Origin of the sequence: Pseudomonas fluorescens (assembly GCF_900636825.1) — a bacterium.
GTDB classification, from domain to species: domain Bacteria; phylum Pseudomonadota; class Gammaproteobacteria; order Pseudomonadales; family Pseudomonadaceae; genus Aquipseudomonas; species Aquipseudomonas fluorescens_BG.
Genome location: NZ_LR134318.1, coordinates 4,531,671 through 4,550,869, shown reverse-complemented (window position 1 = coordinate 4,550,869; position 19,199 = coordinate 4,531,671). Strand labels below are relative to the sequence as shown.

General features: G+C 57.8%; 19 protein-coding genes and 1 pseudogene. 12 read left to right on the top strand and 8 right to left on the bottom strand.

All coding sequences use genetic code 11. The features are described from left to right. Positions 1-4: 4 nt before the first annotated feature. Complete coding sequence (locus EL257_RS20675) at positions 5-382, bottom strand: hypothetical protein (protein WP_007917843.1); 378 nt, start codon at positions 380-382, stop codon at positions 5-7. 199 nt (positions 383-581) lie between these two features. On the opposite strand from EL257_RS20675, the gene EL257_RS20670 reads away from it, so the two are divergent. The 3 genes from EL257_RS20670 (at position 582) to def (ending at position 2,431) form a co-directional block, all read left to right on the top strand. Continuing rightward, positions 582-773 (top strand): CsbD family protein, encoded by a 192-nt coding sequence (locus EL257_RS20670; RefSeq protein ID WP_126365739.1) that lies wholly within the window; start codon positions 582-584, stop codon positions 771-773. A gap of 165 nt (positions 774-938) precedes the next feature. Then, positions 939-1,895, top strand: coding sequence for a YihY/virulence factor BrkB family protein (locus EL257_RS20665; RefSeq protein ID WP_126365736.1), 957 nt, complete (start codon positions 939-941; stop codon positions 1,893-1,895). Continuing rightward, positions 1,892-2,431: a peptide deformylase gene (def, locus tag EL257_RS20660; protein ID WP_126365734.1), complete on the top strand. Its 540-nt coding sequence runs from the start codon at positions 1,892-1,894 to the stop codon at positions 2,429-2,431. The genes EL257_RS20665 and def overlap by 4 nt, the downstream gene beginning before the upstream one ends. 129 nt (positions 2,432-2,560) lie before the next feature. Here def and EL257_RS20655 read toward each other — a convergent pair whose 3' ends face one another. After that, positions 2,561-2,980 (bottom strand): GNAT family N-acetyltransferase, encoded by a 420-nt coding sequence (locus tag EL257_RS20655; RefSeq protein WP_126365732.1) that lies wholly within the window; start codon positions 2,978-2,980, stop codon positions 2,561-2,563. Positions 2,981-3,259: 279 nt separating this feature from the next. Beyond that, positions 3,260-6,190 carry a hypothetical protein gene (locus EL257_RS20650; RefSeq protein WP_126365730.1) on the bottom strand — a complete coding sequence of 977 codons (2,931 nt, stop codon included), beginning with the start codon at positions 6,188-6,190 and terminating at the stop codon, positions 3,260-3,262. Between the two features lie 712 nt (positions 6,191-6,902). Between EL257_RS20650 and EL257_RS28510 the strand changes: the two are divergent. Together EL257_RS28510 and EL257_RS28505 are read left to right on the top strand one after the other, a co-directional pair. Continuing rightward, a pseudogene (locus EL257_RS28510) lies at positions 6,903-7,631 on the top strand (PAS domain-containing protein); the annotation flags it as partial. A 51-nt stretch (positions 7,632-7,682) separates the two neighbouring features. Then, positions 7,683-8,222 (top strand): methyl-accepting chemotaxis protein, encoded by a 540-nt coding sequence (locus EL257_RS28505; protein WP_232013121.1) that lies wholly within the window; start codon positions 7,683-7,685, stop codon positions 8,220-8,222. Positions 8,223-8,269: 47 nt separating this feature from the next. Here the strand turns inward: EL257_RS28505 and EL257_RS20640 are convergent, their stop codons facing one another. Together EL257_RS20640 and EL257_RS20635 are read right to left on the bottom strand one after the other, a co-directional pair. Further along, positions 8,270-9,688: an MFS transporter gene (locus EL257_RS20640; RefSeq protein WP_126365726.1), complete on the bottom strand. Its 1,419-nt coding sequence runs from the start codon at positions 9,686-9,688 to the stop codon at positions 8,270-8,272. Between the two features lie 125 nt (positions 9,689-9,813). Next, the gene (locus EL257_RS20635; RefSeq protein ID WP_126365724.1) at positions 9,814-10,254 is read right to left on the bottom strand and encodes a PACE efflux transporter; all 441 of its coding nucleotides are present in this window, start codon (positions 10,252-10,254) and stop codon (positions 9,814-9,816) included. A gap of 122 nt (positions 10,255-10,376) precedes the next feature. Here EL257_RS20635 and EL257_RS20630 point away from each other — a divergent pair, with 122 nt between their 5' ends. Further along, entirely contained in the window at positions 10,377-11,255 is an 879-nt protein-coding gene (locus tag EL257_RS20630; RefSeq protein ID WP_126365722.1) for a LysR family transcriptional regulator, read from the top strand. A 159-nt stretch (positions 11,256-11,414) separates the two neighbouring features. Here EL257_RS20630 and EL257_RS20625 read toward each other — a convergent pair whose 3' ends face one another. Next, complete coding sequence (locus EL257_RS20625; protein ID WP_126365720.1) at positions 11,415-12,446, bottom strand: LacI family DNA-binding transcriptional regulator; 1,032 nt, start codon at positions 12,444-12,446, stop codon at positions 11,415-11,417. 215 nt (positions 12,447-12,661) lie between these two features. Between EL257_RS20625 and EL257_RS20620 the strand changes: the two genes are divergently transcribed. Both EL257_RS20620 and EL257_RS20615 read left to right on the top strand, forming a co-directional pair. Next, positions 12,662-13,195 (top strand): gluconokinase, encoded by a 534-nt coding sequence (locus EL257_RS20620; protein ID WP_126365718.1) that lies wholly within the window; start codon positions 12,662-12,664, stop codon positions 13,193-13,195. 82 nt (positions 13,196-13,277) lie between these two features. After that, positions 13,278-14,633, top strand: a complete 1,356-nt coding sequence (locus EL257_RS20615; protein WP_126365716.1) for a GntP family permease — start codon at positions 13,278-13,280, stop codon at positions 14,631-14,633. A gap of 171 nt (positions 14,634-14,804) precedes the next feature. Here the strand turns inward: EL257_RS20615 and alaC are convergent, their stop codons facing one another. Next, complete coding sequence (gene alaC, locus EL257_RS20610; RefSeq protein WP_126365714.1) at positions 14,805-16,013, bottom strand: alanine transaminase; 1,209 nt, start codon at positions 16,011-16,013, stop codon at positions 14,805-14,807. Between the two features lie 140 nt (positions 16,014-16,153). On the opposite strand from alaC, the gene EL257_RS20605 reads away from it, so the two are divergent. The 3 genes from EL257_RS20605 (at position 16,154) to EL257_RS20595 (ending at position 17,944) form a co-directional block, all read left to right on the top strand. Then, a complete protein-coding gene (locus EL257_RS20605) occupies positions 16,154-16,816 on the top strand; it encodes a LysE family translocator (protein WP_126365712.1) in 663 nt (220 codons plus the stop codon). Between the two features lie 68 nt (positions 16,817-16,884). Next, positions 16,885-17,370: a GyrI-like domain-containing protein gene (locus EL257_RS20600; protein WP_126365710.1), complete on the top strand. Its 486-nt coding sequence runs from the start codon at positions 16,885-16,887 to the stop codon at positions 17,368-17,370. A gap of 85 nt (positions 17,371-17,455) precedes the next feature. After that, the gene (locus EL257_RS20595; protein ID WP_126365708.1) at positions 17,456-17,944 is read left to right on the top strand and encodes a GNAT family N-acetyltransferase; all 489 of its coding nucleotides are present in this window, start codon (positions 17,456-17,458) and stop codon (positions 17,942-17,944) included. Between the two features lie 195 nt (positions 17,945-18,139). On the opposite strand, the gene EL257_RS20590 is transcribed toward EL257_RS20595, so the two are convergent. Next, positions 18,140-18,625 (bottom strand): GNAT family N-acetyltransferase, encoded by a 486-nt coding sequence (locus tag EL257_RS20590; protein ID WP_126365706.1) that lies wholly within the window; start codon positions 18,623-18,625, stop codon positions 18,140-18,142. Between the two features lie 141 nt (positions 18,626-18,766). Between EL257_RS20590 and EL257_RS20585 the strand changes: the two genes are divergently transcribed. Beyond that, entirely contained in the window at positions 18,767-19,192 is a 426-nt protein-coding gene (locus tag EL257_RS20585) for a YybH family protein (RefSeq protein ID WP_126365704.1), read from the top strand. The last annotated feature ends 7 nt before the right edge of the window (positions 19,193-19,199 follow it).

Here is a 19,199-nt window from a genome sequence, read left to right as displayed (position 1 = left end):
TGATTCATTGACGAAACGGCGCGAAATTCACATTGGTGCCCGCCGGCCGCATGTCTTGCAGATACGAATCCTTGTCCGCGCTCAATTCCAGGCTCAGCGCCGCTTTACGCTTGCCCTCGTTGCGAATCACCAGGCCTTCGAGCTTCTCCCGCAGGAATACCGTCGGCACTTTCAGGTGCAGCAACTCGTCGGTGGCCGGCGTGTGCATCAGCAAGTGAATCCACTCGTACTGACCGATGGCCAGACGCGACACCGGCAGGTCGAACCACCAGATGTTGCGGTTGCGGTTCAGTTCGGCGAAGTGGCAGTTGTTGGTGCCGAGCACGGCGCCGCCCAGTTCCTTGTTGCGACGGGCGATGGCCTGCGTTTTATCGAGTTTCATAACATTCCTGCGGGATCGGTTCACTGGCGCATGGCGCCCCTATGCTGCGCATTCTCGGGGCAACGCAAGCAAACATAAAGCCCAACCTGCGCGCCGCGACGAAATGAAACCGTGAAAATAAATGAAACTTGGCGCAAAGCGCACCGGTCAATCGTTACGTACTGACTTTTCCTCCCTTCATGCACCACGGAGAAACACCATGAGTAGCACAGGCGATAAAGTAAAAGGCATGGCCAACGAAGCCGTCGGTAACGTCAAGCAAGGCGTCGGCAAAGCTACTGACAATGACAAGCTCCATGCCGAAGGCAAAGTCCAAGAGAAGAAAGGCGAGGCCCAGCAAGCGGTCGGTGACGCCAAGGACGCCGTGAAAAAAGGTGTCGACAAGGCTTGATCGAGCCTTGAACGAAATTCACGAGCGGCCATCCAAGGATGGCCGTTTTTGTGTCGAAATCCTGCTGACACCCTTCAAGGTTCGCCAAACAGGCTACCGTGATGTAAAAACCGGCCCCTGAGTCGCCACGACTTCAAACCTGTATTGCGGCGAAAGGAGACGCGAATGATATTTCCGGACATGAAAGGTCTGCCCCTGCACCGAGTGATGGTGCGAACGGTCACTGAATTCGTCGATGACGAAATGTCGACCTACGCCTCGGCACTGGCCTACCAGATGCTGTTCTCGCTGTTCCCGTTCATCCTGTTCCTGATCGCGCTGATTGGTTTCCTGCATCTGCCCGACTTCTTCTCCTGGCTGCGATTGCAATCCGAACTGGTTTTGCCGCCGCAAGCGCTGGAGCAGGTCAATCCGGTGATCGACCAGTTGCAGCAGTCCAAGGGTGGTCTGCTTTCCATCGGTATCGTCATCGCACTGTACACCGCGTCCGCGGGCGTCCGCCTGATGATGAGCGCGATGAACGCCGCCTACGACGTCGTCGAGGGCCGACCGATCTGGAAGCGTTTCCCCTTGTCGATCGTCTACACCGTCGGCATCGCCGGCATGCTCCTGATCGCCGCCGCGCTGATGGTCCTCGGGCCACAGGTGATGGGCTGGATTGCCGGGCAGGTCGGGCTGGAAGAAGCCATCGTCACCATCTGGACCATCGCGCGCTGGCCGGTCATCGTGATTCTGATGATGGTCGCCGTGGCGCTGATCTATTACGTGATGCCCGACGTCAAACAGGACTTCCGTTTCATCACTCCAGGTTCAGTGCTCGCGGTGGTGGTGTGGATCCTTGCCTCGTTGGGTTTTGCCTTTTACGTCAAAACCTTCGCCAACTACAACGCGATGTATGGCAGCATCGGGGCGATCATCGTGCTGCTGCTGTATTTCTATATTTCTGCGGCGGTGCTGCTGCTCGGCGCGGAAATGAATGCGGTGATCGAGCACATGTCCAGCGAGGGCAAAGACCCGGGCGAGAAAGCCCCCGGTGAACTCGGTGAGCAACCCAAACAACACGTCTCGGGCCTGGGCCGCGATCATTCGCTCAAGCCGGACACTGACGAAGCCCGACCATGATTCGTGAAATTCTGAAGATGGGCGACGAGCGCCTGCTGCGCATCGCCCCGCCCGTGCCGCCGGAGATGTTCAACAGTGCGGAGCTGTGGCAATTGATCGACGACATGTTCCAGACCATGGAAAGCGTCGGCGGCGTCGGCCTGGCCGCGCCGCAGATCGGTGTCGACCTGCAGTTGGTAATATTCGGTTTCGAGCACAGCGAACGTTATCCCGACGCTGAAGCGGTGCCGCAGACCATCCTGATCAACCCGCTGATCACGCCCTTGAATCCGTACACCGAAGAAGGGTTCGAAGGGTGCCTGTCCGTGCCGGGTCTGCGCGGCGCGGTGGATCGTTATCAGCAGATTCGCTATGAAGGGTTCGACCCCAAAGGCGAGCCGATCATGCGCGTGGCCTCGGGTTTTCACGCGCGGGTGGTGCAGCATGAATGCGACCACCTGATCGGCCGGCTGTACCCGTCACGCATCACCGATTTCAGCAAGTTCGGCTTCACCGAAGTCATGTTCCCAGACCTCGATCCAGCTGCCGACAATTAACTCAAGACCGGCGATATCCCTTGAGGGAGCCAGCCCTGCTGGCGATAGCGGTCTGTCAGTGACAACTGTGCTGACTGACACTCCGCCATCGCCAGCAGGCTGGCTCCCACATTGGTTTTGCATTGCGCATCAGGATTGTGAAGGGCTCAGCCCCATCGCAATCATCGGCTTGCTCCGCGCATACCGGCTCAACCGCTCCGCCATCGCCTGAGGCAGGGCAGGGTCGAAGCTGAACCCGCGCCGCTCATAAAATCCGCGCAAATCCGGATGACAGAACAGCCACACCGGCTCAATCACGTGCTGCACCGCTTTAGAAATCAACTGCGCTGCAATTCCCTGTTCACGACAGCCCGGATCGACAAACAACCCCGTCAACCAATGCCCGCCCGCCACCGGCCGCAGACACAGCGCCGCCACGATTTCGCCGCGTCGCGCCACCCACAACTGCGCCTCGCGCACGGCTTTCATCGGCGATTGGTGGCTGCGGTAGAACTTGTTCATCAACGGCCATAAAGACTCGTCGAGCAGGCTGTATTGGGTGTCGGGCATAGGTTCGGACTGTCGGCGGGCAAAGCCGCGATTATAAAAGAACGCGCGGCTCTGGATAGGTGTATACCTGACCTCACATCCCTGTGAGTGGAGTACGCATCATGTCCAAAGGTATGGATTCAAAGAAAGCCGCGAAGAAGAAACCGGCGAAGACTGCGATTGAAAAGCGGGCGGAGAAGAAGGCGAAGAAGGTGGATGTTTTTGGGCATTGAACAAAAACAGCCATTACGAGTGATCGTAATGGCTGTTTAGATGCAACCGGAAGCGGATAGCTTTTTTTTAAATTTTTCTTAAGCGAAGGTTGTCCATTCTCACAACGTGGCCATTACCACCCAAGGAAAAATTCAGAGTCATTGGCGATGCTGTCGGCGTTCTCCCTGCGTAGAAACTCACAGTTTTGGTCTGCCAGGTGCCACTTCCTGGAATATATGCTTGGAATACACCGGTTTCGTTTTGCCCGATGTAAAGAAGTGCGCTAAGTGGACACTGATAGTCGAAACTGAACGCATACTGCTCACCGATATCAACCTCAAATGCTTTATCCATAAAGACCGCGTGGAGGCCGTTGAAGGCTACGAGTGATTCAACAAAGTACTCTCCAGCCAACCGCGATATCTGTGCTTGATAATAAGAGGGCATCGTCCACCCGTTCCAATCATAATCTGTGAAGGTTGTCAGGTCATCCAGCCCGGCTTTCACCGAATAAACCCTATCCTGACACTCCACCGCATCCCCCACCGTAGCTCCCCCAAACAACCCCACCTTCAACACAATCGCCACTTTCGAATCCGCCTTGCATTCGCGCAACCATTGCACCTCAGTCGTGTACGTCAGCCCTACGCCCTGATAATGCGCAGCTCCCACAAACTGATCCCTGGTACGCGAAGTCCCATCGGCACGGGTTTCCACATAGCTCAACCAGATCGGCAACCTCAAGCGCTGGAACGGCCATTGCTCGCAGCGCACCTTGCTGTCGTCCTTGAGTGAGCCGATCTGCAACTCTGTACCGGTAAACCCTTCGATAAACGGCATCGGCATGCTTTGTTGCAGCAAATCGTCAATGCTCAGATTCAGCGCTTTTGATGGTGTTTGCTGACCCAGTCGAATGACCTTGTAACTGACCTTCACCACCTGGTTCAGATTGGCCCCGGTAATACCCGCCGGAATGCTGAAATCCACGAACTCCTGACCGTTGACGACCTTGCGTTCCGGAGTCGTCGAACCATCGCCTGGCCGGCCGACAATGGTCAGTTCGATGGCATCCTCAGGTCTGAACGCAGCGGTAGTGACCCGTACGGTAAACCCGTCCCGATAACGATTCGGATCGAGTTTGCCATCGGGTGCCTCGACCACACTCGGTTCCAACAGGTTGGGCAAAGGGCTGCCGATGCGCACTTCCAGGTAGTCGGAGTACATTTCCACACCGTTACGCGTCAGGTTGTAAAACAGCTTCACGGTGCGGTCCAGATTCAGGTCCACGAAGTGGCGGGACAACGGGATGCGAATGGCCCGCGCCGCTGAACCCGGCGTCAGTTCGAATGTGCCTTGCGTGCTGCCTTCACGGCTGACGCCCAGGAAGTACCAATTGCCCTGATCCTTGGTGTTGGTGAGAATCAGCGGGATTTGATAGATCACCTCGCGATCCGGCGCCGGGTCGAACACGTTATCGTCGGTGGTGCCTTCAAGGATGGGAGGTGGCAGGTTCTTTCTCGGTTCGCCCACGGTTTGCTGCAGTGGGTCCGAGATTTGTACAACATTGGTGTGCACTTCATACGTGACGGTGACCTGCAGTCCGGCGAAACGATCGAGATCTGCACCTTGGACAAGCCGGGTGATTGGCGTGCCACTAGGCAGGGCGCCCACCAGGCGCGCATCCTCATACAGTTCGGTTCCGCCACCGGGGCGAACAGCCTTGATAAACAAAATCACAAGATCATTGGCTGTGCGTCCTGGGTAACTGGGGATGGTCACCGTGGCGCTGTTCAGATTCAGCGGCAAATAACTGCCATTGGATTTGTCGATGGATGGTGCGACCAGCGCGTTAAGCTTGCCAGCGATACGCACGATGGTTTTTTTTGAGTACAGACGGCTGTTTTCGGTCTGCACCTCGTAAGAGACCACGGCCTTGCCGTATGGGATCGCTTTGACGTTTTCATAGGCGACGAACGCCTCGTAGGTCCGGCCGGGGGCTTTGACTGGAATATCGAAAGTCTGTGTGATCAGTGTGCCTTCCACGGTTTCGCCAGCCCAGGTCAAATGAATGATGCTGGTCGGTGTGTAGTGCTGGCGATTGGTCTGCACCTCGACCTTGACGTCCTGACCATTCAAACCCTTGAGGTCGATTTCACCGGTGCTGTAATCGGCCTGTTCAACGTACGGCTCGACCAGTTTCGAGTCGTCCAGATCGACATCCACATAGGATGGCGTCGACCAGGGGCCGTTTGGATCGGGCCGGTTGTTGGCCTCGTCAATGGGCTGGAACATGACCGGTAGCTGGGTCGAACTGCCGGCGGTTTCGATGACCGTGCGGCTGACGAAAATTTTGATCGGATTGCTGGCGGGCGATTCTGCCTGCTCCCGGGTGACCACGTGGCGGATGGATTCGGTGCCCCATCTGAGTTCGATTCTGTCGCGCACCCGTAGATAGGTGTATGGCTTGATCGTGACCCAGGTGCCGGCCTTGGCGCGTTCGGCATCAATCCCGAGTTCAGCCACGTCCGGCTCCAATACCTGATGCAGTTCCGAATGACTGATCGGGTTCAGATTCTTGTCGAGCCCTCCGGGACGAGTCAGCAGCACCAGCGCCGTTTGCGGCGGGGATGTTTGTATGTTGCCGCTATGCCGACGTATCCGATAGTGAACGTTTTGGTACGTTTTCGAGGAAAAGTCCGAAAAAGGGATGGTTAGATGAACCGGCTTGTTCTCGCTCGCAGCATCAATGAATGTATAAGCATCGGCGCGGTTCGGATTCGTCAGGAACAGCTCGACAGAGTCGTTGACTTCCATATTGAGCCAAGGATCAATGACACAAAGAGCTCCCTCCTTGACCTGGTCAATGCCCAGCGCAAAATCTGCGTCGACCACCGTCTCGATGGCGCCCGCAAACCGCGGCGGATCAAGCGCCGCAGCCGCAGATGCGTCCAGGCTGCTGAATGTGTTGAACGTACTGAGTGAAGTTCCGGCCTTCTTCGCCGCTATGTAGAGGGTCATGTCCTGGCTCCTTGTGAGGCATGGCTGCTACGCCCGCAGGTGCTGGCGCATGAGCCATCAGGCGCTTGAGTCCAGCGTCTTGGCCACTGTCAGAAATTACAGTTCCGACGAATGGCGACGTTTTCCGAGCCGCTGGATGGCCGAAGCGTTTTCGCATATGCAACTGCAGGTTTGGACAGCCGGATGCCGGCGGTGGTGACCACCAGAGTCAGCGCCGAAAGCTGCGATCTTTTGATCTTGAAAAAATGAGATCAAAAGATCGCAGCCTTCGGCAGCTCCTACACGGGCCGTTTCGGATCATGCTGAACCGATTCTTGTGCGAAAAGTGCCAGATACTGGCTGACTAGTGGCCTTGCGCTGGGCTTCGATATGTCTATGCTTTCCTGTACTAACTATCTCGACCGTGAACGGTTAGTGCGTGATTCATGCTGCCAGAGTGCGCAATCGAAGGCACCGACACTGAACCGACAAGGAGCATCAACTACATGGAAGTTCTTCAGCGCGTTAGGACTGGCCCGCGTGCGGGCTATCAAGAGAAGGATGTCTTGATTAGAGCGTCTCTACATGGAAGCTCCGATTGATCATCATTTATCACCTGACAACTTCCTCTGCTTGGAGGAAGGCGTGTGCCTGTTCTGTGACATTCATTGGTGGATCTTGAAAGACCTGATCGTTCATCAAACCAAAACACCGCGCGGAAGGTGATACAACCATGTTCAACCTACATCACAAGGCTGACCTGCAGCAGATCGAGCGCTTCAGCTATGCCTTGACCGAGGCCAATGCCAAGCTGGATGCGATCAGTCGTTCGATGGCGATGATAGAATTCTCGCCCGAAGGCATCGTTCTGGATGCCAATGAAAACTTCTGCAAGACGATGGGTTACAGCGCCGAAGAAGTGCGCGGCAAACATCATCGGATGTTTTGCGAAGAATCCTTCTACCGCAGTGAAGACTACGCCAGGTTGTGGCGCGATCTCGCGCGTGGAGAACCGACCAGCGGCACTTTTCTGCGCCTGAACAAGAGCGGCAAAGAGATCTGGCTGCAAGCCAGTTACATGCCGGTGTACGGTCCGGACAAACAAGTCAGAAGCATAATAAAAGTGGCGGCGGACATCACCGCTCGCGTGAATAAAGAACACGAAGAAGAGAGCATGCTCGCCGCCATCAGTCGCTCGATGGCAGTGATCGAGTTCACCCCGCAAGGCAATGTGATTGCCGCCAACGACAACTTCCTGCAAACCATGCAGTACTCGCTCAATGAAATAGTCGGCCAACATCACAGCCTGTTCTGCCATCGCGCCGAATCCGAATCGACGCAATACAAGGCGTTCTGGGCCTCGCTCAATCGCGGCGAATATCACTCTCACCGTTTCGAACGCAAAAACAAGTCCGGGCAGATGGTTTACCTCGAGGCCTCGTATAACCCTTTGTTCGATGCCAAGGGCCGCTTGTACAAAGTGGTGAAGTTCGCCAGTGACATCACCCATCAAATGACCACCTTGCAGAACGCTGCCGAATCGGCCCACAGCACTTCGGTACAAAACGACGCCTGCGCGCAAAAAGGCTCACAGGTCGTGCAGCAAACCGTGCAGATCATTCAGGACATATCCCGCGACCTCAATGAGGCAGCGGTGAGTATTGACGCGGTCAGCAAACAGTCGGACATCATCGGCACCATCGTCCAGACCATTCGTGGCATTGCCGATCAGACCAACCTGTTGGCACTCAACGCGGCTATCGAAGCTGCGCGGGCCGGGGAGCATGGGCGCGGGTTTGCCGTGGTCGCCGATGAGGTGCGCAGCCTCGCGGCACGCACCAGTCAGGCGACACTGGAGATCGTCGACGTGGTGCGCAAAAACCATGATCTGTCGCTGAGTGCGGTGTCGAGCATGCAGTCGAGCCTGAGTCGGACCGGGCTTGGAGTGGAACTGGCAAATGAGGCGGGGGCAGTGATTCAGGAGATTCAGCAAGGATCGCGGCATGTGGTGGATGCGATCAGTCAGTTCAACGAAACTCTGCAATTGAACTGACGCCACACCGCCCCCTGTAGGAGCAGCGTGCCGCAGCTCCTACAGGATCAGGCGATGTTTTCCAGTGCCAGATTGCGCGTGCGCGGGCCGAAGTAACCGATGGTCAGCATCACGATGAACATGCTGCTGGCGATGAACGCCACCACCCCCGGCGTGCCGAAGTTTTCCAGAAACAGGCCGATCAGCAAACTGCTGAACACCGTAGACAAGCGACTGAACGAATAGCAGAAACCGACCGCGCGTGCGCGGATGTTGGTCGGGAACAATTCGCTCTGGTAAGAGTGATAACTGAAGCTCAGCCAGGCGTTGCAGAACGTGATCATCACCCCGCAGAAAATCAGCCCGAAGGCTGTGGTCTGCAAGGCGAACAAGGTGCCGAAGGTCATCGCGCCGAGGGCCGAACCGACGATCTGCCATTTGTTCTCGAAGCGGTTGGCGAATTTCACGAACAACAGCGGCCCCAGCGGATAGGCGAGGGTGATGATGAAGGCATACATCAAACTGTGGGTGACGCTGACACCCTGACCGGACAGCAACGCTGGCAACCAGTTGCCGAAGCCGAAGAATCCGATCGCCTGAAAGATGTGGAAGACGATCAACATCAATGCGCGGCGGCGGTAGGGTGGCTGCCAGATGTCGGCGAATCGACCTTTGCCTTCAACATCCACCGGCACGGCTTCTGGAGTGTCCAGTGGCTTGCCATGGTCTTTCTCGCAGCGCGCTTCCAGATTGTCGAGAATCCTGTGGGCCTCATCAAAACGACCTTGCTGCGCGAGCCAGCGCGGCGATTCCGGCAGGCGCTTGCGCAGCCACCAGATGAACAGCGCGAACACCGCACTGGCGCCTACCACCCAACGCCAGCCGCTGATGCCGAACGGCGCCTGAGGCACCAGCCACCAGGACATCAACGCCACTGCCGGCACCGAGAGAAACTGCACAAAAAACGCAAAGGCAAACGCCGAACTGCGCATGTGTTTAGGCACCAGTTCGGAAAGATAGGCGTCGATGGTCACCAACTCGATGCCCAGGCCAATACCAACCAGAAAGCGCATGCAGATGATGCCCAGCGGCGAACTCTGGGTCGCCATCAATACCGTCGCCAGGGTGTACCAGACCAGCGCGAAGGTGAAGATGGCCCGGCGCCCGAATCGGTCGGCCAATGGGCTGAGCAGGCTGGCTCCCAGGAATAATCCGAGGAACGTCGCAGATGCGAACGCTGCCTGATCGGAGAAGCCGAACACGCCCTGATTGCCCGTGGCAAAGATCCCGTCGCGGATCAGGCCGGGGCTTATATAAGCGGTTTGGAACAGGTCGTAGAGCTCGAAGAAACCACCAATGGACAACAGCGCCACCAGACGCCAGATCGTCGCGACCGCAGGCAGGCGATCGATGCGCGCCGAAACCTGGGCAGCGCGGATCGGGTCAATGGTGTGGCTTTGTGCATCGGCGAAGGCGTTTGCAGTCATGGGCTGATCCATTTTTTATTGATGGAAAAGCTTAGCCTGCTATCGGACTTCCTGGATTGTGAATATCGGCGGTTCAGGCAGCTAAACCGCCGATTTCTTGCAATATCTGTTTACGAATTAGCTATTTATGCCGCAACGGGCGAATCGGGCATTGCTGAGGCGGGTAGGCCGAACACCCGGTCGAACAGCCAGTTGAACGCAAACGTGTAGCACGGGATGAAAATGATCAACGCCAGATCGAGCAGGAACGCCTGCACCAGGCTGATGTTCATCCACCATGCGATCAACGGGATCAGGAATACGATCAACGTCAGCTGAAATCCGACGGCGTGGGCAACCCGTCGTTTGACAGTGCGGGTGCGTGATACCTGACGACTTTCCCAGCGTTCGAACAGCGAGGTGTAGATGAAATTCCAGGTCACCGCGATGGTGGTAATGATCACTGCCAACGGGCCGGTGCTGCCGGGGGAAGTACCGGAAAGCAAGGCCAGGCCTAGGGCGGAAAAGGTCATGCCGATGACCTCGTAAAGCGATACGTAGACCAATTTGCGTTTAACACCTTGCATCGGAATTGCCTCTTTCATGCTGCTGGTTGGCTAACGGGGCTGGCGAAGGCGGCGAAAGATAGCTTCAATAGCGCTGACAGAAAAAGTCAGCAGCTTTCAGTTTTGGTGACAGGTGGGTAAACGTGAATTTCAACAGCGACAGCATCGAATTATTCCTCGCCGTGATCGAGCGGGGTTCGTTTTCCGCTGCTGCGCGCGCATTGGGCAAGGTGCCGTCGGCGGTAAGCATGGGCATTGGCAATCTGGAGGCTGAACTCGGTTACCTGCTGTTCGACCGCCGCCATCGCGAACCACAACCCACGGCGATGGCGCTGTCACTGGTGCCGCACGCGCGCCTGATCGCTGAGCAACTCAAACACTTGCAAGTGCATGCGGTGGAATTGTCGCTGGGGCTGGAAAGCAAGTTGTCGATCGGTGTGGTTGCCGACATTGATCGCCGTCCGTTGCTGGCGGCGATCAAGGCGATTGCCGAAAAGCATCCACTGCTCGAAATCGAAGTGCTCACCGCGCCGCAGGATGATGTGCTGGCGATGTTGCACAGCGGCCGGGTCAGCGTGTGTCTGGCGTTTGCCGGGCTGAGCATGAACGCGCTGGAACGCTTTCAGTTCGTCGGCAACGAACGGATGATCGCCACGCTGGCGGCGGACAGTCCGTTGTTGCAGAGGCAGGATGTGTTTCTCGAAGATCTTGTGCAGGTGCGGCAGATCATCGTTGCCAGTCGTGACCTGCCAATCAGTGAAACGCGACCGTTGGTGGCGCAGTCGTATTGGCGCACCGATAACCTTGAGACGGCGATGGATATGGTCGAGGCGGGGTTGGGCTGGGGCAACTTTCCGCTGTCGCTGGTGCAGCCGCGCCTGCACAGCGGACGGCTCAAGCGCCTGGATTTTCGCAACATTGAAAACGGCCTGGTCATGCCGGTGCATGCGGTGTGGCTCAAGAGCCAGCCGCTGCAGAAAGGCGCACTGGCCCTTGTCGAGTCATTAGGTAACCCCCTGTAGGAGCTGCCGAAGGCTGCGATCTTTTGATCTTTTTAATGCAAGGTCAAAAGATCGCAGCCTTCGCCAGCTCCTACAGGGATCGTGTTTTACCCTTGGATTTGTGCCCACCACAAAAACCTGTGGGAGCTGGCTTGCCAGCTCCCACAGGGATTTCAGGGGTCAGGTGCTTTCGCGTACTTTCAGCTCGAAACCCATGTCCTCGACCGGCTGCGCAACGCGGTTTCCCGCCATCAACGTCAGCATCTGCTCCGCCGCGCGCCGGCCGATCGCCTCGCGCGGGGTGTTGATGCTGCTCAGGCGCGGCACCATGTGCTCGGACATCGGCAAGTCGTTGAAACCCAGGATCGCCACTTGCTCGGGAATCCTGATGTTGTTGCGCAGCGCCTCCAGCAGCGCGCCTTGCGCCAGATCGTCGTTACCAAAAAAGATCGCGTCGACGTCCGGATGCGCCGCCAACAGCTGCAAAAACAACTCGCCGCCCAAGCCCACCGACGAGGCGCGTGGTGTCAGCACTTCCAGATCCGGGTCGTAGCGCCCGGCCTTCTGCAACGCTTTACGGAAACCTTCGCCGCGCAACAATGTGCGCTGATCGAGCTGCGCACCGATATACGCCAGACGCTTGCGCCCCCGCGAAAGCAAATGCTCCGCCGCCGTTTCCCCGGCACTCAACTGCGAAAACCCAACGCAGTTCACCCCGGCGGCGCTGTCCAGTTCCATCATGTACACGCAAGGAATGTTGCTGGCGTCGATCATCCGTCGCGAGCTCTCGGTGCGATCAAACCCGGTCAGCAGAAACCCGCGCGGCTGATAAGCCATGTAGTTACGCAGCAGGTTTTCTTCTTCATCGCGTGAATAGTGGAAGTTGCCGATCAGCACTTCGAAGCCCTTGGGCGTGAGTACCCGATGGATGGCTTCCAGCGTGTCGATAAACAGCAGGTTGGACAGCGACGGCACCAACACCACAACCGAATGGCTCTGCGCCGAGGCCAGCGCACGCGCGGCCGGGTTGACGACGTAGTTGAGTTCCAGGGCGGCTTTCTGCACTTTTTCCACCAGTTCGGTGGCCACAGTGCTGACGCCGCGCAAGGCGCGGGAGGCGGTGATCGGACTGACACCGGCCAGGCGGGCGACTTCATTCAGGGTGGGACGGCCGGTGGTGCGGGTATTTTTATCGTTTTTAGGGGTGTTCATCGACGGCTTGCCAAACAAAAATCAAGGCACTAAGGTAGCGCTGTCCTGATGCAGCTGCAAATGCGTAAGCGAGGTCCTGCCTGATCTTCGCTTTTTGGCGTTGGGAACGAACCTGCTGCAACCCAAAAAAACGACAAGAAGGCGTCGGCAACTTCTGCCTGTGCACTAGAGTCATAGCTAGCAAAGGTAGCGCTGTCTGCGCGCTGAGGTGTTATATGAGTCATCCCATCACCGCCCTGGTAATCATGGGCGTTGCCGGTTGCGGCAAGACGTGCGTCAGCGAGGCCCTGTGCCAATTGAGCGGCGCCACTGCCATTGAAGGCGATACTTTCCATCCGGCCGCGAACATCGAAAAGATGAGCGCGGGGATCCCCCTGAACGACGACGACCGTGCCGGCTGGCTCGACAGCCTGTGCGATGAATTGCGTCGCGTCGATGCGTCGGGCAAGCGCCCGGTGCTGACCTGCTCGGCCCTTAAACACATTTATCGTGAGCGTCTGCGCAGTGCCCTGCCGGGCCTGGGTTTCGTGTTTCTCGAATTGACCCCTGAAGTGGCCGCCGAACGTGTGTCCCACCGTCCAGGCCATTTCATGCCGGCAACGCTGATCGAAAGCCAGTTCGCCACTCTCGAGTCGCCCAAGGGCGAACCGCTGACCCTGGCACTGAATGCATCGATCCACAGTGTTGAAGAACTGGCGTTGCAGGCTCACGTCTGGTGGCAGGCCAACGGCCTGAAACAGGCGGTATGAGTATGTTGAAAGAGATAGCGCTGTCCTCCCGACTTCTGTTTAACCCGCTTTAATAACAACAACAATCCAGGAGACACCCCCAATGTTTGGCATGTCCCACGACACGTTTCTGCTGCTCGATGCAGTGGTAACGGTGATCGGACTGATCGTCCTGATCACCAAATTCAAGCTGCACCCGTTTATCTCCCTGACTATCGCCGCAGCGTTTCTCGGTCTGACCTCCGGGATGCCGATCGGCACCATCATCAAAGCGTTCCAGGACGGCTTCGGTGGCGTGCTCGGTTTCGTCGGCATCATCCTCGCGCTGGGCACCATGCTGGGCAAGATGATGGCCGAATCGGGCGGGGCTGATCAGATCGCCCAAACCCTGATCCGGGCGTTCGGCAAGGACAAAGTCCAATGGGCAATGATGTTCGCCGCGTTTCTGGTGGGCATTCCGCTGTTCTTCGAAATCGGCTTTGTGCTGCTGATTCCGCTTGTTTTCATCGTTGCGCGCCGCACCGGCGTGTCGATCATCAAGATCGGTATCCCGCTGCTTGCCGGTCTGTCCGCGGTGCACGGCCTGGTGCCGCCGCACCCGGGCCCGCTGCTGGCCATCGGCGTGTTTGGCGCTGACATCGGCAAGACCATTCTCTACGGTCTGATCGTTGCGCTGCCGACCGCGATCATCGCCGGTCCGATCTTCGGTACATTCATCGCCAAGCACATTCCCGGTCACCCGAACCAGGAGCTGGTCGATCAACTGGCTCGCGAAAGCGACGAGTCGACCCCGCTGCCGAGCTTCAGCATCACGCTGGTCACCGTGCTGCTGCCGGTGTTCCTGATGCTGCTGAAAACCTTCGCGGACGTGGCGCTGCCGGACGGCAACTTCTTCCGCACCTGGATGGACATGATCGGTCACCCGATCTCGGCATTGCTGCTGGCGTTGCTGCTGTCGCTCTATACCTTCGGTTACAAGCAGGGCATCGGCTCCAACCAGATGCTCAAGTGGCTGGATGCGAGCCTGGCGCCAACCGCCGCGATCATTCTGATCATCGGTGCCGGCGGTGGCTTCAAGCAGATGCTGGTGACCAGCGGCGTGGGCGACGTGATCGGCCACATGGCGGTCAGCGCGCAAATTTCACCGATCCTGCTGGCGTGGCTGGTGGCCGCGGTGATTCGTATCGCGACCGGTTCGGCGACGGTGGCAACCATCACCGGCGCGGGTATTGTGGTGCCGGTGGTAGGGATGATTCCAGGCGTCAACCGTGAGCTGCTGGTACTCGCGACCGGCGCCGGTTCGCTGATCCTGTCGCACGTTAACGACGCCGGTTTCTGGCTGGTCAAGCAGTATTTCAACATGACCGTGGCCGAGACGTTCAAGACCTGGACGGCGATGGAAACCATTCTGTCCATCGTCGCGCTGGGCTTTATCCTGCTGCTGTCGCTGTTCGTTTAAGCAGCTGCTTGCAGGCACAAAAAAACCGCAGCGATGCGGTTTTTTTGTGGGTGATGATCTGGGTGCAGAATCGCCTGTAGGAGCCTGTCGAGTGAAACGAGGCTGCGATCTCTTGATTTCAACAATCAACATCAAAAGATCGCAGCCTTCGGCAGCTCCTGCAATGGAGGTTTATTTGGGGGCCAAGCCATCCGCCCGGAACATCCCGCGAATCCCGCGCACAGCCTGGCGGATCCGGTCCTGGTTTTCGATCAGCGCAAAGCGCACGTGATCATCGCCGTACTCGCCAAAACCAACGCCCGGCGAGACGCACACCTTGGCCTCGGCCAGCAGCTTCTTGGCGAATTCCAGCGAACCGAGATGCGCATACGCCTCGGGAATCTTCGCCCAGACATACATCGAAGCCTTCGGATTCTCGACCATCCAGCCCAGCTCATGCAGGCCTTTGACCAACACGTTGCGGCGCTGGCGATACTGCTCGGCGATATCGCGCACGCACTGCTGATCGCCTTCCAGCGCAGCAATTGCGGCAACTTGCAGCGGCGTAAAGGTGCCGTAATCGTGGTAGCTCTTGATCCGTGCCAGGGCGTTGACCAGTTCCGGATTACCGACCATGAAGCCAATGCGCCAGCCAGCCATGTTGTAGCTTTTCGACAGCGTGAAAAACTCCACCGCAATGTCCTTGGCGCCCGGCACTTGCATGATCGACGGAGCTTTCCAGCCGTCATAGACGATGTCGGCGTAGGCCAGATCGTGCACCACCAAAACGTCGTACTGCTTGGCGAGGGCGATCACCCGTTCGAAGAAATCCAGCTCCACGCATTGCGCGGTCGGATTCGACGGGAAGCCGAGGATCATCATTTTCGGCTTCGGAATCGAGCCGCGAATCGCCCGTTCCAGTTCATCGAAGAAGTCCACGCCCGGCACCAGCGGCACCGAACGCACCTGGGCGCCGGCAATCACCGCGCCGTAGATGTGGATCGGGTAGCTCGGGTTCGGGACCAGCACGGTGTCGCCCTGATCCAAGGTCGCCAACATCAAATGCGCCAGGCCTTCCTTGGAACCAATGGTGACAATGGCTTCGTTTTCCGGGTCGATATCGACCTCGTAACGTTGCTTGTACCAGTTGGAAATCGCCCGGCGCAGGCGCGGAATGCCCTTGGACGTTGAGTAACCGTGGGTGTCTTCACGCTGAGCGACTTGCACGAGCTTTTCGACAATGTGCGGCGGCGTGGCGCCGTCGGGGTTGCCCATGCTCAAGTCGATGATGTCTTCACCACGACGGCGAGCGGCCATTTTCAGCTCGGCGGTGATGTTGAAAACGTAAGGGGGGAGTCGATCTATGCGCGCAAAGCGGCGCGGCGAACCTTGTTCGGCCATTGTTGCCTCGGATAACGTAAGCGCCCGGAACCGTCCGAGCGACGCTGGTCACTGCGGTGACCTGTGGCGGAAGATAAGGGCAGTGATGGCATACTGTCCAGCCTGTTTGTAAACAAATTTTGCGCCAAGGAAATCGGTAGATGGAATTCACCAGCGGCTTCTTGCTGAGCCTTTCGCTGTGCCTGGACATCGGCGTAGCCAACATCGCGATGATCACATTGGCGATGCAGCGCGGTTATTTTCAGGGCTTCGCTCTTGGTCTCGGCACTTGCGTCGGCGACTTGGTTTACGCGGTGTTGGCGCTGGCCGGCATGACCGTTTTGTTGCAGTACGAAAGCGTGCGCTGGGTGCTTTGGATCGGCGGTTCGGCGTTGCTGATCTACTTCGCTGCAAAGATGATCTATTCGGCGATTCATCACGAAGCGTTGTTGGCCGAGACAGCAGACGTAGGGCAGAAGTCTCATCGCAAGGAATTCTTCCGGGGGATATTTCTGGCGATGTCATCGCCCAGCGCGATTCTTTGGTTTGCCGCGGTAGGCGGTACGCTGATCGCCCGCTCCGGTGGCGGTGGCCCGTTGAGCTCAGCGCTGTTTCTCGGCGGTTTTCTTTGTGCCGGGCTGCTGTGGTCGGCGGGCTTGTGTTTCGCTGCGAGCCACGGCGGCAAGCTCTTGGGCGACAAACTATTGCGCTATTCCTACATGGCATCTGCAGCGATCTTCTGCTATTTCGCGGTGTACGTGATCGTTTCCGGTTACAACGAGTTTGTCGGCTCGGGCGCCGTCGAGCAGTTGCATTCCCTGTAAGCGTGCGAAACGGTTCGGGCTTCCTATACTCCCAGCCGAACCCACTTTCCGTTCCAAGGAGTCGCGTCATGGATGAGCAAACACGCGTCGATGTGGCTGGACCTCGCTTCGAACATGGGCAATTTCTGTTGATTGCCGGTTTCGGGGGGCGTTTTACCCAGGACACCACCGAGGACATCCCGCAGTTGTGGGAAAAGCTGATTCCGCACTTGGGTAGAATTCCCGCGCAGGTCAATGAAGTGACCTACGGCGTTTGCTGCAACGCGGACGGCGAGGGCGGTTTCGAATACATCGCCGGCGTGCAGATCGAAAAGTTCGATGACCTGCCCGAGCAATACCGCTGGGTTGAAATCCAGCCGCAGCAATACGCGGTCTTCGAGCACGAGGGGCCGTTGACGCAACTGCCTGCCACTTTCCAGTACATCTGGAACACCTGGCTGCCGCAGTCCGGTCACGAGGCGGCGGATGCGCCGGAATTCGAACGTTACAGTGAGGATTTCAACCCGAAGCTCAACACCGGCACTCTGGAAATCTGGCTACCGCTCAAGGGTTGATGGCGGTGCGAGCCGAGGCAGAGCGTGTCCGCCCGGCTGTTCTGCTTTATCCTTTGGGCCTTACTCCATTGATTTCCGAGCCGCCATGAACACCGTGATTCGCAACGTCAGCGCCGCCGATCTGGATCGCTGCTACGCCATCGAAACCGTCGCCTACGAAGGTGACGAAGCCGCCACCCGCGAGAAGATCGCCACGCGCATTGCCACCTGGCCGGACGGTTTCGTCGTCGCCGAGGTCGACGGTGTGGTCGCCGGCTTCATCAATTCCGGCGCGGCATTTGATGTGCAGATGTCCGACGAAGCCTTCAAGGAACTGATCGGCCACGACCCGAAAGGCCCGAATGTGGTGATCATGTCCGTGGTGGTTCATCCGGATTACCAGGGGCAGGGCCTGGCCAAACGCGTGCTGGGCGAATTCATCGAACGTATGCGCGGCATGGATAAAGCCACGATTCACCTGATGTGCAAGGAACGCCACATCGCGCTGTACGCCGGGTTTGGTTTTGCCTACATCAAACCGTCCGAGTCCGACCACGGCGGCATGGCGTGGCACGAGATGGTCCTGACCCTCTGACTTTCTGACTTTCTGAATGAATACCCCTGTAGGAGCTGCCGAAGGCTCGGGCCGCGTTCGGACGATCTTTTGATCTTGCTGTTAAGAACATCAAGATCAAAAGATCGTCCGAACGCGGCCCGAGCCTTCGGCAGCTCCTACACGTGAACTGTCGTGTGTCAGTAGAGGTTGTGCAGGTTCAGGATTTTTCGACGCTCAGAAAAACAGCCCCATCCGCCGCTCATAGCCAATCCGGCCCTTGTACGCTTCACCGCTGTCGACATAGCCATGTTTGACATACAGCGCGATGGCCGCTTCGTTGTCAGCGTCCACCGACAATTCCAGCCCCTTGATCTCCGGCCACGCCTCGCGGGCGACGGCGGGCAGCGCTTGTAGACACGCCTTGCCATAACCCTTTCCCTGCGCGCGGCGATCGACTTGCAGCGCATGCAATGTGGCGCTGTGTTCGTCGGCCCACGCCGGTAACACCGGCGGGCGCTTGAGCAGCAGAAACGCCACTGGCACGTCGTCCGCGAGCAGGGCAAAACCTTTCACGCCGGGACCGGGTTTCGACAGCAAGGTGTGCAACGCACCGTGGATATCGCCGGAAAATTTGATCTGCTCGGCATGGATTTCAATTGCCTCGACTTGCTGGCGCTGCAGAGCGTTCAGGCTGTCGTACGGCACGAGTCTGGCTGACACGTGAATTTCCTTTTTCCTACAAAGAGTGAGCCTCGGATTCTAGCGATATTGGCGCTGTGAAATATTTTTGTTTGGCCTGTCGATCTGCGAAAAGGGCAAACGACTAAAGGTGTCTTCCCAACAAAAACCACGGAGAACACCATGAGCGCACAAAGTGATATCCAGAACCTGATCAACACCTACCGCGACGCCGTGATGAACAAGGATGTCGAGAAAGTCATGGCGCTGTATGCCGATGACATCGTCTCGTTCGATGCGATCAAGGCCCTGCAATTCAAGGGCAAAGCGGCCTACCGCGCGCACTGGGTCGAGTGCATGGAGATGTGCCCCGGCCCGCACATTTTCGAATTCCATGAAATCGCCATCGAAAGCGCCGAGACCATCGCCTTTGCCCATTGGGTCGCCAACTGCGGCGGCACCAACGACAAGGGTGAAACCCAGAGCTGCTGGATGCGCGTCACCGCGTGCTATCGCCAGGTCGGTGGGGCGTGGAAAATTGCTCACGAACACTGGTCGGCGCCGTTCGATCCGATGAGCGGCGCGACGCTGTTCGATGTGACTCCCTGATCTTCAG

What these genes read in the sequence shown, in the direction of transcription:
- EL257_RS20675 (WP_007917843.1), bottom strand. Translation starts at nt 382, where the DNA reads ATGAAACTCGATAAAACGCAGGCCATCGCCCGTCGCAACAAGGAACTG.
- EL257_RS20600 (WP_126365710.1), top strand. Translation starts at nt 16,885, where the DNA reads ATGGATGAGCAAACACGCGTCGATGTGGCTGGACCTCGCTTCGAACAT.
- EL257_RS20595 (WP_126365708.1), top strand. Translation starts at nt 17,456, where the DNA reads ATGAACACCGTGATTCGCAACGTCAGCGCCGCCGATCTGGATCGCTGC.
- EL257_RS20585 (WP_126365704.1), top strand. Translation starts at nt 18,767, where the DNA reads ATGAGCGCACAAAGTGATATCCAGAACCTGATCAACACCTACCGCGAC.
- EL257_RS20655 (WP_126365732.1), bottom strand. Translation starts at nt 2,980, where the DNA reads ATGCCCGACACCCAATACAGCCTGCTCGACGAGTCTTTATGGCCGTTG.
- EL257_RS20640 (WP_126365726.1), bottom strand. Translation starts at nt 9,688, where the DNA reads ATGACTGCAAACGCCTTCGCCGATGCACAAAGCCACACCATTGACCCG.
- EL257_RS28505 (WP_232013121.1), top strand. Translation starts at nt 7,683, where the DNA reads ATGACCACCTTGCAGAACGCTGCCGAATCGGCCCACAGCACTTCGGTA.
- EL257_RS20625 (WP_126365720.1), bottom strand. Translation starts at nt 12,446, where the DNA reads ATGAACACCCCTAAAAACGATAAAAATACCCGCACCACCGGCCGTCCC.
- EL257_RS20650 (WP_126365730.1), bottom strand. Translation starts at nt 6,190, where the DNA reads ATGACCCTCTACATAGCGGCGAAGAAGGCCGGAACTTCACTCAGTACG.
- alaC (WP_126365714.1), bottom strand. Translation starts at nt 16,013, where the DNA reads ATGGCCGAACAAGGTTCGCCGCGCCGCTTTGCGCGCATAGATCGACTC.
- EL257_RS20665 (WP_126365736.1), top strand. Translation starts at nt 939, where the DNA reads ATGATATTTCCGGACATGAAAGGTCTGCCCCTGCACCGAGTGATGGTG.
- EL257_RS20670 (WP_126365739.1), top strand. Translation starts at nt 582, where the DNA reads ATGAGTAGCACAGGCGATAAAGTAAAAGGCATGGCCAACGAAGCCGTC.
- EL257_RS20635 (WP_126365724.1), bottom strand. Translation starts at nt 10,254, where the DNA reads ATGCAAGGTGTTAAACGCAAATTGGTCTACGTATCGCTTTACGAGGTC.
- EL257_RS20605 (WP_126365712.1), top strand. Translation starts at nt 16,154, where the DNA reads ATGGAATTCACCAGCGGCTTCTTGCTGAGCCTTTCGCTGTGCCTGGAC.
- def (WP_126365734.1), top strand. Translation starts at nt 1,892, where the DNA reads ATGATTCGTGAAATTCTGAAGATGGGCGACGAGCGCCTGCTGCGCATC.
- EL257_RS20620 (WP_126365718.1), top strand. Translation starts at nt 12,662, where the DNA reads ATGAGTCATCCCATCACCGCCCTGGTAATCATGGGCGTTGCCGGTTGC.
- EL257_RS20615 (WP_126365716.1), top strand. Translation starts at nt 13,278, where the DNA reads ATGTTTGGCATGTCCCACGACACGTTTCTGCTGCTCGATGCAGTGGTA.